Annotated in this window: 13 protein-coding genes and 1 tRNA gene; 9 read left to right on the top strand and 5 right to left on the bottom strand. The window is 36.4% G+C overall.

All coding sequences use genetic code 11. The features are described from left to right. Positions 1-170: 170 nt before the first annotated feature. The 5 genes from NTY12_01010 to rny all read right to left on the bottom strand — a co-directional run bounded on the left by NTY12_01010 (position 171) and on the right by rny (position 6,563). Positions 171-2,006 (bottom strand): ribonuclease J, encoded by a 1,836-nt coding sequence (locus NTY12_01010; GenBank protein MCX6792583.1) that lies wholly within the window; start codon positions 2,004-2,006, stop codon positions 171-173. Positions 2,007-2,195: 189 nt separating this feature from the next. Beyond that, a tRNA-Leu gene (locus NTY12_01005) sits at positions 2,196-2,279 on the bottom strand. Between the two features lie 9 nt (positions 2,280-2,288). Further along, positions 2,289-4,094: an ABC transporter substrate-binding protein gene (locus tag NTY12_01000; protein ID MCX6792582.1), complete on the bottom strand. Its 1,806-nt coding sequence runs from the start codon at positions 4,092-4,094 to the stop codon at positions 2,289-2,291. A gap of 8 nt (positions 4,095-4,102) precedes the next feature. Then, positions 4,103-4,918, bottom strand: a complete 816-nt coding sequence (locus NTY12_00995; GenBank protein ID MCX6792581.1) for a TIGR00282 family metallophosphoesterase — start codon at positions 4,916-4,918, stop codon at positions 4,103-4,105. 130 nt (positions 4,919-5,048) lie between these two features. Further along, entirely contained in the window at positions 5,049-6,563 is a 1,515-nt protein-coding gene (gene rny / locus NTY12_00990; GenBank protein ID MCX6792580.1) for a ribonuclease Y, read from the bottom strand. Positions 6,564-6,874: 311 nt separating this feature from the next. Here rny and NTY12_00985 point away from each other — a divergent pair, with 311 nt between their 5' ends. From NTY12_00985 to NTY12_00945, 9 genes are all read left to right on the top strand, one after another. Next, positions 6,875-7,645 carry a 3'-5' exonuclease gene (locus NTY12_00985; protein MCX6792579.1) on the top strand — a complete coding sequence of 257 codons (771 nt, stop codon included), beginning with the start codon at positions 6,875-6,877 and terminating at the stop codon, positions 7,643-7,645. Positions 7,646-7,648: 3 nt separating this feature from the next. Further along, the gene (locus NTY12_00980) at positions 7,649-8,116 is read left to right on the top strand and encodes a hypothetical protein (GenBank protein ID MCX6792578.1); all 468 of its coding nucleotides are present in this window, start codon (positions 7,649-7,651) and stop codon (positions 8,114-8,116) included. A gap of 4 nt (positions 8,117-8,120) precedes the next feature. Then, the gene (gene ruvB, locus NTY12_00975; protein MCX6792577.1) at positions 8,121-9,125 is read left to right on the top strand and encodes a Holliday junction branch migration DNA helicase RuvB; all 1,005 of its coding nucleotides are present in this window, start codon (positions 8,121-8,123) and stop codon (positions 9,123-9,125) included. A gap of 6 nt (positions 9,126-9,131) precedes the next feature. Next, positions 9,132-9,407 (top strand): hypothetical protein, encoded by a 276-nt coding sequence (locus tag NTY12_00970; protein ID MCX6792576.1) that lies wholly within the window; start codon positions 9,132-9,134, stop codon positions 9,405-9,407. Positions 9,408-9,412: 5 nt separating this feature from the next. Then, the gene (locus NTY12_00965) at positions 9,413-9,961 is read left to right on the top strand and encodes a PH domain-containing protein (GenBank protein MCX6792575.1); all 549 of its coding nucleotides are present in this window, start codon (positions 9,413-9,415) and stop codon (positions 9,959-9,961) included. Further along, the gene (gene queA / locus NTY12_00960) at positions 9,958-11,001 is read left to right on the top strand and encodes a tRNA preQ1(34) S-adenosylmethionine ribosyltransferase-isomerase QueA (GenBank protein MCX6792574.1); all 1,044 of its coding nucleotides are present in this window, start codon (positions 9,958-9,960) and stop codon (positions 10,999-11,001) included. Before NTY12_00965 ends, queA begins: the two co-directional genes overlap by 4 nt. Before the next feature lie 388 nt (positions 11,002-11,389). Then, positions 11,390-11,803, top strand: a complete 414-nt coding sequence (locus tag NTY12_00955; GenBank protein MCX6792573.1) for a hypothetical protein — start codon at positions 11,390-11,392, stop codon at positions 11,801-11,803. 225 nt (positions 11,804-12,028) lie between these two features. Then, positions 12,029-12,487, top strand: coding sequence for a hypothetical protein (locus NTY12_00950; GenBank protein MCX6792572.1), 459 nt, complete (start codon positions 12,029-12,031; stop codon positions 12,485-12,487). A 136-nt stretch (positions 12,488-12,623) separates the two neighbouring features. Beyond that, positions 12,624-12,857: a hypothetical protein gene (locus NTY12_00945; GenBank protein MCX6792571.1), complete on the top strand. Its 234-nt coding sequence runs from the start codon at positions 12,624-12,626 to the stop codon at positions 12,855-12,857. The last annotated feature ends 19 nt before the right edge of the window (positions 12,858-12,876 follow it).

The raw sequence follows: 12,876 nt of genomic DNA, 5'->3' as shown, positions 1-12,876 counted from the left end.
GCAATGGTCGAGTTTGTATAAACGTGCATTTGTAATATATTTCACCTCCTTACTAGTTTAGCTACTTTAATTATAGCCCCATGGGCTACGCCATCAAACGCACACGCCCGCTACCGCGGGCGGTTTTTGGATAATAAAAACCGCCCCATTTCATTGGAGCGGTTTTTTGTTTAGACTCGAATTATTACTGGTAGTAATAATGGTCGACGCTTAGTTTGCTGTAAGAGAAATTGACCAACATCAGCGCGGATTTTATTTTTGAAATAATCATCTTCGGTAACGCCAGGTTGCGGCATCGGTCGCCCTTTAACAATTGCCTTAATCTTCTGTCTGATTTTTTGAATTAATTCTTGATTTTCTTTCATGTAAACAAAGCCACGAGAAATAATATCAGGGCTACCAATTACATCGCCAGTTTTTGAATCAATTGTAGCAATAACAACCACCATGCCATCCTCAGACATCATTTTACGATCACGTAAAACAACATTGTTTGAAGAATCTGTCACGCCCATACCGTCAACGAAAACGTAACTGGACTGTGCTTTTTCTTTGGTGATTTTACCACCTTGTTTATCAAATTCAATTACTGAACCATTATCAGGCACGAAAATTCTTTTAGCATTAAAGCCAATGCTTTGGGCTAGCTTTTCAGCTTCTTTTAACATGTAGTGGTTAGCGTAAACCGGAATGTAGTAATCTGGTCTAGTTATTTTTAGCAAGTAAGCTATATCATCTTTGGTTCCATGACCGGAAATGTGAATATCCATCATAGTGCCATGAATAACATTGTCACACTGACGATAAAGATTATCTTTTAGACGCTGGATGCTTCGTTCATTGCCCGGAATAATCGAAGAGGAGAAAATAATTGTATCGTTCTTTTTAATTTTGATGTAGCGATGATTGCCTTCGGTGATTCTGGTTAATGCAGAATTTTCTTCACCTTGAGCACCAGGACAAATAACAACGATTTTATTTTCAGCAAAGTTATTAATCTGTTCAACTTTAATTAATGTCTCCTTTTTGCATTTTATGTAGCCTAACTCTTTAGCAATTTCAATATTGGTTTTCATGCTGTAGCCATCAAGGGCAACTTTTTTGCCAAGCTTTTCAGCAATTGCAATAATCCAACCGACACGTTCAATTTGCGAAGAAAAGGTACCGATAATAACTCGGCTTGGAGCGCCGGAAATTAAACTTGTTAATTTAGCTTTTAACTCATCACCGGTTGGACTTGGCTTATTTGAAATAACACCAAGACTTTCTAACATTAAAATCGTGGGACGAGGGAATTTTGCAAGTTGAGAATAATCAACCACTGGCTTACCTGTCTTATCTCTTTCCATTGTCCAATCACCAGGGTGCAAAACTGTACCAAAAGGTGTTGTTATTGCAACTCCGACAGCATCCATAATTGAGTGTTCAATTTGGAAGAAGCTAACCTTAAAAGCGCCTAATGAAAGCTTCTCATCAATATTCTTAATCAAAATAGTTTTTAGTTTTTTTGAGCTATTTGGTTTGTAATCTTCAACGCGATGTTTAACCATGGCTAAAGTTAAGTTGCGACCAATGATTGGTGGGTTACCTAATTTTTCTAACAAGATCGGCGCCGCACCAATGTGATCTAAGTGACCATGTGAAAAAATAACACCACGGATATTTTTTTCCTTACCTTTTAAGTAGTCAGCATTAGGAATTATATAGTCTATACCCAACATATCTTCTTCTGGAAATTGAATTCCCATATCAAGAATAATAATGTCATTGTTATATTCAAAAACGGTCATGTTGCGACCAACTTCTTCGCAACCGCCTAAAGGAATAATTCTTAGCTTACCTTTAAGGTCGCCGTGATGTGCTACGGCTGGTGTATTAGGCCTTACTCTTGGACCATGATGATGTTGCGGTCTTTTATTGGCTGGTTTTGAAGTAGGCGCAGCTGCGGGTCTGGCGTTGGGGTGAATAAATTTTTGTTGTTTTATATTTTTGTACTTGGTTATCATATGTTATTTGTCTTTCCAGCAAAAGCTGGACTCTAATTTTTTATTAGATAGATTAATTAAATTTTTTTAGATAGAATTTTAAATTTTAAATGATAAATTCCAAAACAATTTTTAATGGTTAAATTTTAAAACATTAAAAATTAAGGTATTATTTTGAGATTTTAAATTTTGAATTTGAAATTGTCTTTGTGCCGAAGGAGGGACTTGAACCCTCATGGAGTTGCCTCCACAGCGCTCTGAACGCTGCGCGTCTACCAATTTCGCCACTTCGGCGCTTGCTATTTAGCGTTTCAGCTGTCGGTTGGTATTGATGTACCAACTGTTAGCTTGTTCAAAGCGTTCAGAAGGATCGGCCAGGCTCTCAAGAGCAAAGCCTTTTAACTTTTTTGTTTGAGGATAAACGTAAGCTCTCCAGAAAATCGGTGAGGCAGGTACATCTTCAGCGGCTTGTACAAGGAAAAGGTGATAGCGATCAGTAGCAATTTTATCATCGCCTAGGCGAGCTTCTTCTAGAGCTTTATCAACATTAGAATTTTGCCAGCTACTAATGTTAGTTGAACTACCTTTTTGCCATAGAGAATAAGGATCACCATTATCAATTGTCATGGAATATAATGCTACTTCAAATTGTTTGCTATTGATAACATCTTTTTCAAAACTATTAATAGGTTTGGTTGATAGTTCAGTTTTAATGTTAAGGCTATTCCAGTTTTTAATAATTTCTTCAGCAACTGGTTTTAAGACATCAGAACTACTCAAGCTAATAATCAAAGGTTTATTATCTTTGAATAACCATTCACCTGCGCCTACGCGAACAATTTCACTGGCCTTAGGATCGGCTTTAGCGGTTTGGATGTCTTGGTCAGTGATAGTTCTTTTCTGCCAACCAGCGTCTGCCAAAAGTTTTTTTGCTTTCTCTAGGTCAAAGCGAAATAGAGTGTCATTGCCAGGACTAAAAGATGGCAACAAGGTTTCTGAAGCTATGCCGAAAAGACCGACACTATCTTTGGTTATTGACCTTTGGTCAATCGCCGCAGATAAAGCCTGTCTAATTTTTTTATCACTTATCACTCCTTTGCTATTTAGGTTAAAGAACACGGCGCTTAGTTCTGGTAAAGCTATCTGGTGGTAGTTTAATGAATTTTTAGCAATGATTAAATCTCTGGTGCTTGAAGTAATATAGCTAAGACCATTAAGCTGTCCATTGTTCAGGGCAGCAATCATTTCTTCATTAGAAGGGAAGAACTTAAAAGTAATTTCATCAAGATGAGCCTTATTTCCATAGTAGTACGCGTTTTTTTCAACAACATAAGAGCGGATTGTTCCGTCTTTGCTCTTGCTTAATGATTTAAATTTATAAGGACCTGAACCAATTGGTTTAATATTTAACTCTGTTAAAGTCGCTGTGTCAGATGACACTGAATCCCAGGAAGCAGAAGCCATTACTCCAAAATCAAGTAGACGAGGAAAATCACGATAGGCCTCACTTAATGAAAAAGATATTGTCTGGTCATCAACCTTAGCTACTGCTACGCCGCTAAAATTATCTCGTAAAGGTGATTTATAATCAGGGTTAGTGATTGTGTTAAAAGTAAAAACTACGTCATCAGCTGTTACAGGACTACCATCATTAAAATTGGCTGGTTTTAATTTTAGAGTATAAGTTTTTTTATCAGGTGATAAGGTATAACTATCGACTAAATCTGGCACGGCGCGGCCTTGATTATCTTTAGTGAATAGTCTTGAAAAAATTAATTTTTCTAAATCAGCATCAGCATCATTTAATGAAGCATACAAAGGATTAATATATTGCGGATTGCCAACTAAACCCTCGGTATAACTACCACCTTCGCCCGGAACTAGAACAATATTATTTTTATAAAAAACAGTGGCTATGAAACCTAAGGCACCAATAGCTAGAACTAAAGAAACGTATACCAAAAATCTTTCTAGAGGAGAAAGGAATCTGCCAAGATATTTAATTTGACGCGGTCCAGGAATTCTTGATTTTGATAGATGAAGGACTAGCGTCTGATCGAGGTTTTTAGGGGTTGGTTTTTTTGCAAACCAACGACTCAGAAAAGACATATGTAGGACTAAGAAGAAATAGTAATTATTTTTTGAATTAATTCAATTTCTAAACACTTTTTATCTTGAGGATTAATTAATAACTTAACAATGTTAGATTGGGCTCGACCAGAGTCGGGCATTTGGTGACTAATTTTAGTTTGCGTTAGGAAAGATTCAATAACAGCTTCAGGTAAAACGCCAATAACACCATCGGCATAGCCGGTCATTCCAATGTCAGTGATATAGCCAGTTCCGCGCTGAGTTATTTGAGAATCAGCTGTTGGAACATGAGTATGTGTGCCGAGTAGAGCGCTGATCTTACCGTCTAGAAAATGCCTTAAAGCAATTTTCTCAGCCGTTGTTTCAGCATGAATATCAATTATTATAGCAGAAATTTTTTTATCCGTAAAGCTAGCCAATATTTTTTCAGCAGCGCGAAAAGGGCAATCAAAATGTCTGGTCATAAAAGATCGACCTAGTAAATTGATTAATAAAACATTATGATCTCGCACTTTTATTAGAGCATGGCCCTTACCTTTGGCGTCAGCTGAGTAATTTTCAGGACGAATTATTTTTAGATTGCTCTCAAAACATTCTTCAACTGATGAGGCTTGATCAAAACAGTGATCGCCGGTTGTTAACCAATCAATGCCTGCCTCAAACATTTGTTTAGCCACAGTCGGAGTTATACCTTTGCCATGAGCTAGGTTTTCTCCATTAGCGATAATTAAATCTGGTTTATGCTGTTTTATTAGTTTTGGTAAAACATCAACAACTGCCTGGCGTCCTAGGCGACCGACAATATCACCGATGAATAATATACTAAGTGGTTTTTCTGCCATGTTGAGGTTATTAATTTTATAATTTTGTAGTTTTTAATTTTTAGTTAATTTTTAATGTCTAAATTTTTAGTTTAGAAATTAATAATTCTAATATTAATTATAAAATTACAAAATTAAAAATTATAAAATTCTATCTCGCGTATTCAATTACACGAGTTTCGCGTAAGAGGTTAACTTTAATTTCACCTGGGTATTTAAGTTCAGCTTCAATTTTTTTAGCAATATCTCGTGCTAGGTCATGACTTTTACTATCACTGATTTGATTAGCATCAACAAAAACTCGAATTTCACGGCCAGCTTGAATGGCGTAAACCTTTTCAACACCTTCAAATGAAGTAGCAATTTTTTCAAGTTCTTCCAAGCGCTGAACGTATTGTTCAAAGCTGTCGTGACGAGCGCCGGGACGAGAAGAGGAAATAGCATCGGCTACTTTAACGATAACGGAAATAATGTCACCTGGATTATCTTCATGATGTTTTTCAATTGGAGCAATAATTTCGTCACTCAAACCAAATTTACGGGCAATTTGCGCACCAATTTCTGGGTGAGTTCCTTTAACTTCATGGTCAACGGCTTTACCAATATCGTGTAATAGACCACCTTTCTTAGCGATACTAACATTGGCGCCTAATTGTTCAGCTAAAAGACCTGACAAGTGAGCAACTTCTACAGCATGCTTCAAAGCGTTTTGGCCGTAACTGGTACGATATTTTAAGCGACCAATAATTTGAATCAACTTTGGATCAAAACCTGTAATAGCCAATTCATACAAAGCGCCTTCACCGGCCTTCTTAATATCAAGGGCCAATTCTTTCTTGGCTTGTTCAACTGCTTCCTCGATCTTAGTTGGATGAATGCGGCCATCTTTAATTAATTGTTCTAGAGCGCGCTTGGCAATATGGCGTCTAATGCCAGAGAAGCCAGAAATAGTAATGGCGTTAGGTGTGTCATCAACAATAATTTCAACACCAGTTAATTGTTCAAGTGATTTAATGTTTCTTCCTTCACGGCCAATAATTCTACCCTTCATTTCATCGTTGGGAATTTCTAAGGTAGTAGTAGTCAATTCAGCAATAAAACCAGAAGACAATCTTTGCATAGCACTAGAAACAATTTCTCTAGTTTTTTCTTCAATTGCTTCTTCGGTTTCATTTTCTAACTTTTTTAGACGAGAACTTAAAGCTTCAGTACTCTCAGCTTCAACTCTTTCTAAAAGTTTATTAATAGCGTCTTCGCGATTTAAGCCAGAGATTTTTTCCAAAACTCCCATCTGTTCATCTCTGATCTTTTTAACTCTTTCTTTAGTTTCTTCAATTTGAGAAATCTTGTCATACAAAACTTGCTGCTTGTCTTGTAGCTCAAGTAGTTTTTGTGAGAAAGTGTTTTCTCTTTGTTCTAATCTTTTTTGAGTTTCGCTAACATCTCGTCTTTGAGCATCAGCATCTTTTTTAGCTTGATCAACTAATTTTAAAGCCTTGTCTTGGGCTTCAATGATAATTTGTCTCTCTTTAGTTTTAGTGTCAGCAATCAACTTCTCAGCTTTTAGTTCGGCGCTGTTCGCCTTACCTAAAGCTTGTTGTTTACGCAACCACCAACCGCCAAGAAAGGCCACGGCGGCAATAATAATGTATAAAAAGTACGGCATAGTATTGTTATCTAGCCGTCGTTCGCAAATAAAGATGACGAAATGATTAGGTTTTGTTCAGCTCTAAAATAGTCGACTTAAAATCGAGGTATAAAAAGCTTGGAAAATAGGATAGTTTACTGAACTTTTGCTAATATTAGTCATAAAATGCTAGATCAGCCCTTATGCGGAACGGCCAGAAAGAATTATAATAAATTAATGTAATAGAAACTAAAATCATCCTATCACGCGTTATGTCCATTGGCAAGTTCAATTCTACTCAAGGTGCAATTTTATCTTTTGTAAGATATAATTGAGAGGAACAATAATCTATGAAAAATAATCTAGCTGTTACTTTAGGCCTAACAAGGCCAATTGTCATTTTTGACCTTGAAACCACTGGTTTAAGCGTGGTTAATGATAAAATCGTTGAATTGGCTTATATTAAGCATTGGCCTGATGGTCGAATTGAGCAAGAAGACTTGCTTTTTAACCCAGGTAGACCAATTCCGCCTGAAGTGTCTGCTATTCACGGTATTAGCGACGAGCAAGTTAAAGATTCGCCATTATTTGCCACTAAGGCAATAGAGCTTATGGCGGTTTTTAGTGATTCGTATTATAGTGGCTTTAATGTAGTTCGTTTTGATTTGCCACTTTTGCGTCAAGAATTTTCTAGCGCTGGCCAGAACTTTAGTTTCAAGCCCGAAGATATTATTGATGCTAAGTTGGTCTATCATTATAAAGAGCCACGTGATTTATCAGCTGCTTATCGTTTCTATTGCAATAAAGAGCACGTTGACGCTCATAATGCTTTAGCTGACGTTAGTGTGACGGGTGAAATAATCGCTGAGCAGATTACGCGCTATGGTTATGAAGAGATTAGAAAGATTCATGAAGAGACTTGTCGAGATTACGTCGACTTAGAAGGAAGATTTTATCGTGAGAACGGAGAAGTTTATTTCAATTTTTCCAAGTTTAAAGATCGCACTTTAAAGTCAGTTTCAGAAACCGATCCAACTTTCTTGCGTTGGATATTGCAAGCTGATTTTTCTGAAGATAGTAAAAATGTTGTTCGTAATTTTTTAAATAATAAATCACTTTAGTCTATGGACGTTATATCACATATTTTATTAACCAATTTGGTTTTCAAAGATGCACCTGAGTCACAACGTTTATTAGCCACTGCTTTTGGAATTATGCCTGATATGGTTAGCTTTGGTAGCATGTTTAATACAGTGTTCTTAAAAAAGATTTTGTTCTTTAAGAAGCCACCAAAGTCATTGTTCCCACCTTACATTATTACTTTGTACATGGCTTGCCATAGTTTAGTAATTTGGTTAGGAATTTTTCTGCTTTTATTATTATTTGGTTTTAAGTGGTTAGCAATTGCTTGGTGCGGTTGGGGTTTCCATATTTTGTTAGATATATTTACGCACAATAAAAAATCTTTCCCTACTTTAATACTTTGGCCATTTTCTAAATTCCATTTTTCTGGTATTGGCTGGTCTAATAAATGGTTCATGCTATTTAACTATTTAGTAATCTTGTTTCTTTATATAGTTTTCTATTTCTAAAATTATGAATCGTATCGTTGACCCACAAGTAACGTCTGATCCTGTTGCTGAAGAAGCCGTGGAACTTGGTTTGCGTCCGAAGTTATTATCTGAATATGTTGGTCAAGAAAATATTAAAGCTAACTTGTCGATTTTGATTGAAGCCGCGCGCCAGCGCGGTGAGGCGATTGATCATGTCTTGTTATATGGCGCGCCTGGGTTAGGCAAAACAACTTTAGCTCATGTTATTGCCAATGAATTAAATACGCCAATTAGAGTAACTTCTGGTCCGGCCCTAGAAAAACCAGGTGATTTAGCAGCCATTTTAACCAATCTTAATCCCGGCGACATTCTATTTATTGATGAAATTCATCGTTTGCCTCGCACTGTCGAGGAAGTCCTTTATCCAGCGATGGAAGATTTTGCTCTAGATATTGTGATTGGCAAAGGCCCTTCAGCCAAGATGTTGCGTATTGATTTGCCACGTTTTACAATTATAGGAGCAACGACTCGGGCTAGTCTTTTATCATCACCTTTACGTGATCGCTTCGGCGTTTCGCACCATCTTGATTTTTATACCTTTGATGATTTAGAAAAGATTATTAATCGTAGTGCTCGTATTTTATCAATCGCCCTAGATCCAGCCTCAGCCAAGACGATTGCCATCAGAGCGCGTAAGACGCCGCGACTTGCCAATCGACTTTTGCGTCGCGCCCGTGATTATTCTGAAGTTAAAAATGGTGGCGAACTAAATGCTGAGACTTGCCGCTTGGCCTTAGAGCTTCTAGAAATTGATGAACTAGGTTTAGATAGAATTGATCGAAAGATTTTAGAAGTTATTATTGATAAATTTTCTGGTGGTCCAGTTGGTGTTGGAACTTTAGCGGCCGCGACCGGCGAGGATTTGGCCACGATTGAAGAAGTTTATGAACCCTATCTTTTACAAATTGGATTTCTTGATCGAACGCCGCGCGGTCGTTTGGCGACGCCGCATGCCTATAAGCATTTGGGTCGAGATTTTAAATCATAATATTATATGACATTTCCTTTGGTTATATTTTTATACGCTTATTTTGTTTTCTTATTTATCTGGGCAATTCTTAGCTTAATTGGTTTTTATCACTTACTTCGTTTTGGCGGAAGAATGTTTGGTAGTTTTTTTGTTGGTTTATTATATATCGTTGGCACACTGGTTATACTTTATGTTTCGTATTTTTATTTTTCAACGATTGATTGGCAAGCTCAGGCAACTATTTTTCAAGGCTTTGGTGCTGTGAAAAACGTTTTTGATTCGCCAACTATTTTTAACTAAAATTTATGTTTGCTACTTATCGTTTGCCAGATGCAATGCCAGGAGAAAAAGTAGTTACAGTTATTCATTGTGACGCTTTTGTGGCTGTAAAAAGAGTTCTGTTTTTTATATTTCTAATAGCTATTCCAGTTGCTCTTATTGCCATGATAAGACTTCTTTTTCCAAACGCCGGTGAAACAATTTGGTTCTGGCCTTTGCTTTTAGTTTTAACAAGTTCTTACTTATTGTTTGTGTGGTTGCTATTCTTTTATTCTCTGATTGATTATTTTTTGGATGTTTGGATTATTACAAATATTAGAATAATTGACGTGCGTCAGGACGGTCTTTTCTCGCGAACAATTGCTGAGGTTCGTTTGGATAAGATTCAAGACGTATCCAGTGAGATAAGTGGTTTTTTCGAGACTTTTTTGGGCTATGGCAACGTGGTCGTGCAAACAGCCAGTGAAAAGAATGCTTTATTTTTTGAAGAAGTTTCTAACCCGGATAATATACGAGATATTCTTGTTAGATTAACTTCTAAAGAGCACACTCAAGCTAATTTAGAAAATCAATGAAGCTAGAGGATTTTGATTACAATTTACCACCGGAAAGAATTGCTCAGGCTCCGGCTAAACCGCGCGATAGAGCGCGGCTTTTAGTTGTGCGAAAAAAGACCTCTGATTTCACAGATGAATATTTTTATAATGTTATTAATTATTTAAATAAGGGCGATGTGTTAGTGCTTAACGATTCAAAAGTTATTCCAGCGCGCTTAATAGGCAAAAAAGAAACTGGCGGTAAAGTTGAAATTCTTTTACTAGCTAAACTTGAAGCAAGCAGTAAGCAAGAAATTTGGGAAGCGATCGGCAAAGGGAAAAATATTGTCGCTGGTACAGTTATTTCATTCAGCGCTTCTTTTAAGGCTAATGTTATAAGTTATGACGATGGCTTAATTAAGTTGAGTTTTAATTGTCAGGGTAGTATGTTTGAAAAAAAATTAAATCGCTATGGTCAAATGCCTTTGCCGCCTTATATTAATTCACTTGGTAAAGCTTTAGATAAAGCTAATTATCAAACAGTTTATGCGGCCCCGTCTAAGGGCGGCTCAGTTGCGGCGCCTACCGCCGGACTACATTTTACGCCGCGTTTACTCAAAGCCATCCGTGCCAAAGGAGTAAAAATTGAAAAAGTTACTTTGCATGTTGGTTTAGGAACTTTTCGTCCGATTAAAGTTAGAGATATTAGAAAACATAAAATGCATTCCGAGTGGGCGAGCATTAGTGCTACTACAATGAAAACTATTCTAGAAACTAAAAAGAAAGGTTGCCGTATTATTGCTGTAGGCACAACCAGTGTACGAGTTTTAGAAACAGCCATTTTAAAGTCTGGCGCTAAAAATAATGGTTGGTCAGGCTTAACTAATATTTTTATTTATCCGCCATATAAATTTAAATTAGTAGATGGGCTAATAACCAATTTTCATTTGCCAAAATCAACCCTACTTTTATTGGTTTCTGCCCTAGCTTCGAAAAAAATAATATTAGCTGCTTATAAAAAGGCGATTGAGGAAAAATATCGTTTTTATAGCTATGGAGACGCGATGCTGATCATATAGTTTATTAATAACGCTGCCGCTAGGGCTTACTTTTGTAACCAAAAGTAACAAAAGTTTTGGGGGCTTCAATTCGCTATCACTTTGTTCACCTTATATATCGCCAATCGCGGCGCTCAATTCAGCCCCCAAACCCCCTGACTCTTTTGACACCTTAATAGTTTTTAGTCTATACAACTTATTTATCTCAGTGTTTACGTGAAGATAAGACACCCCCCCTCCATCAAAGATGGAGAGGGGAAGGGGGTGAGGAACTTTTAAGTTTTTATAGCTATGGAGACGCGATGCTGATACTTTGATCTTATACTTGACTTTTATTTTTTTAAATGATAATTTGGTTCATTAATTTGTACATATAAAAACTTTTTCAAATAATTAAAATTGATACAAAATGGACGAAAAATTAGTTAAGGCAATAGAATGGGCAAACAATCTTGCCGCATCATCTGAAAAGGACAAAGTCTATTATCTAATAATGCCGAGGCGAGTCAAAGGTCGTCAAAAGGCATTTACGGGTGAGATTAAATTAATTAAGACAGGTGATTCTTTCTCTTTGACGACCAAGAGCTATTACCATCATGTCGATGGAGCTTTTGAAAAGTTAAACGTAAAAGATAAAATATTTAATTATCGTGTAGTTGAGTCTAAAGAAGATTGTTCTGGTAACTTAAATTTAATCTTTTATAAAATTAATTTTAAAACATCTTTCTTAGTCAAGTTTGACGGCACTGTAATGATCACGGACAATGCTGAGAATATCCCAAAAGCATTATCAAGTCTGATGCTTGCCATGCTCATTGGTTAGTGGTTCTTCTATTTTGCTACGGCAGGTTATCTCTCAGAGAAAATCTGCCGTTTTTAGTATTACTTAATTATATGGTATTTGCAGGGCAGTTCCCTTGACTATATATTACTTTCGTGTTAAAAATAACATTCACAATTAATGAATGTTTTTTTAAAATATCAAATCAAACAAAAGGAATAATTAATGAAACAAAAACCTAAGATTCACTTTGAGAATGAATCATTTATGGTCATTGTCGAGGGAATGGGTGATAAACCTATTCAAGTAAGACCAGTTGTCTATGATTCCCTGGCTGATTGTGGCGTAGCAATTATCCCTGAAAATGGTAGGGGTTTTGTTTGGGGTCTAGTAGCTCCAAGAAATATTATTGCTGCTTGGAGAGCTACTGAAATTCTTCGTTGCTTAAAATTTATCAATCCAAATAAAGATCTCGCACATTCGTATTATGCGGGTCTTCGTCAGCCACGTGACTGGATGACGCAGGAAGTAAGTGTGTTGATACGAAGGATCGGTAGGAGTAGATATAATGAAATTATGTCACTGCCAGTTCCAGATAAAATTATCAAAGCAATTCTTGACAGTCAGAGTGGCGAATCTTCTTTTATGCTTGACACTCGACCGATTAAAGAAGAGATAAATGCAGGTACAATTAAATGGAGAAAGGAATTTTCTAACATTCTTTAAGATTTAACGATTTTACGTTGTATTATTTAATTAACTATTAATAAATTTTCTAAAAGCAAAAGGAGATATTCAGGTGGAAAAAAACTGGTATGTATTTCATTTCAGCGTTAATTTTTTAACTTCTTCAGTATTGTTCATGGTGCCAGTCTTCGCAGAAGAGGAGAAGATTAAGATCAATTTAATCACTAAGCTGAAAATAATGTTGGACAAGGAATGTCCTACGTTCATAAAAAAGCTACAAGATAATTCAGATAAATATTCGATTGAATGTCTTGGGATTAACAAGCTTTACCTCAATGGTAACTGCTTTGATTTTACCGAAGAGTACAAAGGAGTATTAGATGAAGCCATGCGGGATTTAATTAAATAAATATTAATTCTGCACTCAT

The sequence above is a fragment of the Candidatus Falkowbacteria bacterium genome (genome assembly GCA_026396835.1).
Lineage (GTDB): Bacteria > Patescibacteriota > Patescibacteriia > Patescibacteriales > Patescibacteriaceae > Patescibacterium.
The sequence above is the reverse complement of the archived record's forward strand: the minus strand, read 5'-3'. Positions and strand labels throughout refer to the sequence as shown.

What these genes read in the sequence shown, in the direction of transcription:
- NTY12_01010 (MCX6792583.1), bottom strand. Translation starts at nt 2,006, where the DNA reads ATGATAACCAAGTACAAAAATATAAAACAACAAAAATTTATTCACCCC.
- NTY12_01000 (MCX6792582.1), bottom strand. Translation starts at nt 4,094, where the DNA reads ATGTCTTTTCTGAGTCGTTGGTTTGCAAAAAAACCAACCCCTAAAAAC.
- NTY12_00995 (MCX6792581.1), bottom strand. Translation starts at nt 4,918, where the DNA reads ATGGCAGAAAAACCACTTAGTATATTATTCATCGGTGATATTGTCGGT.
- rny (MCX6792580.1), bottom strand. Translation starts at nt 6,563, where the DNA reads ATGCCGTACTTTTTATACATTATTATTGCCGCCGTGGCCTTTCTTGGC.
- NTY12_00985 (MCX6792579.1), top strand. Translation starts at nt 6,875, where the DNA reads ATGAAAAATAATCTAGCTGTTACTTTAGGCCTAACAAGGCCAATTGTC.
- NTY12_00980 (MCX6792578.1), top strand. Translation starts at nt 7,649, where the DNA reads ATGGACGTTATATCACATATTTTATTAACCAATTTGGTTTTCAAAGAT.
- ruvB (MCX6792577.1), top strand. Translation starts at nt 8,121, where the DNA reads ATGAATCGTATCGTTGACCCACAAGTAACGTCTGATCCTGTTGCTGAA.
- NTY12_00970 (MCX6792576.1), top strand. Translation starts at nt 9,132, where the DNA reads ATGACATTTCCTTTGGTTATATTTTTATACGCTTATTTTGTTTTCTTA.
- NTY12_00965 (MCX6792575.1), top strand. Translation starts at nt 9,413, where the DNA reads ATGTTTGCTACTTATCGTTTGCCAGATGCAATGCCAGGAGAAAAAGTA.
- queA (MCX6792574.1), top strand. Translation starts at nt 9,958, where the DNA reads ATGAAGCTAGAGGATTTTGATTACAATTTACCACCGGAAAGAATTGCT.
- NTY12_00955 (MCX6792573.1), top strand. Translation starts at nt 11,390, where the DNA reads ATGGACGAAAAATTAGTTAAGGCAATAGAATGGGCAAACAATCTTGCC.
- NTY12_00950 (MCX6792572.1), top strand. Translation starts at nt 12,029, where the DNA reads ATGGTCATTGTCGAGGGAATGGGTGATAAACCTATTCAAGTAAGACCA.
- NTY12_00945 (MCX6792571.1), top strand. Translation starts at nt 12,624, where the DNA reads ATGGTGCCAGTCTTCGCAGAAGAGGAGAAGATTAAGATCAATTTAATC.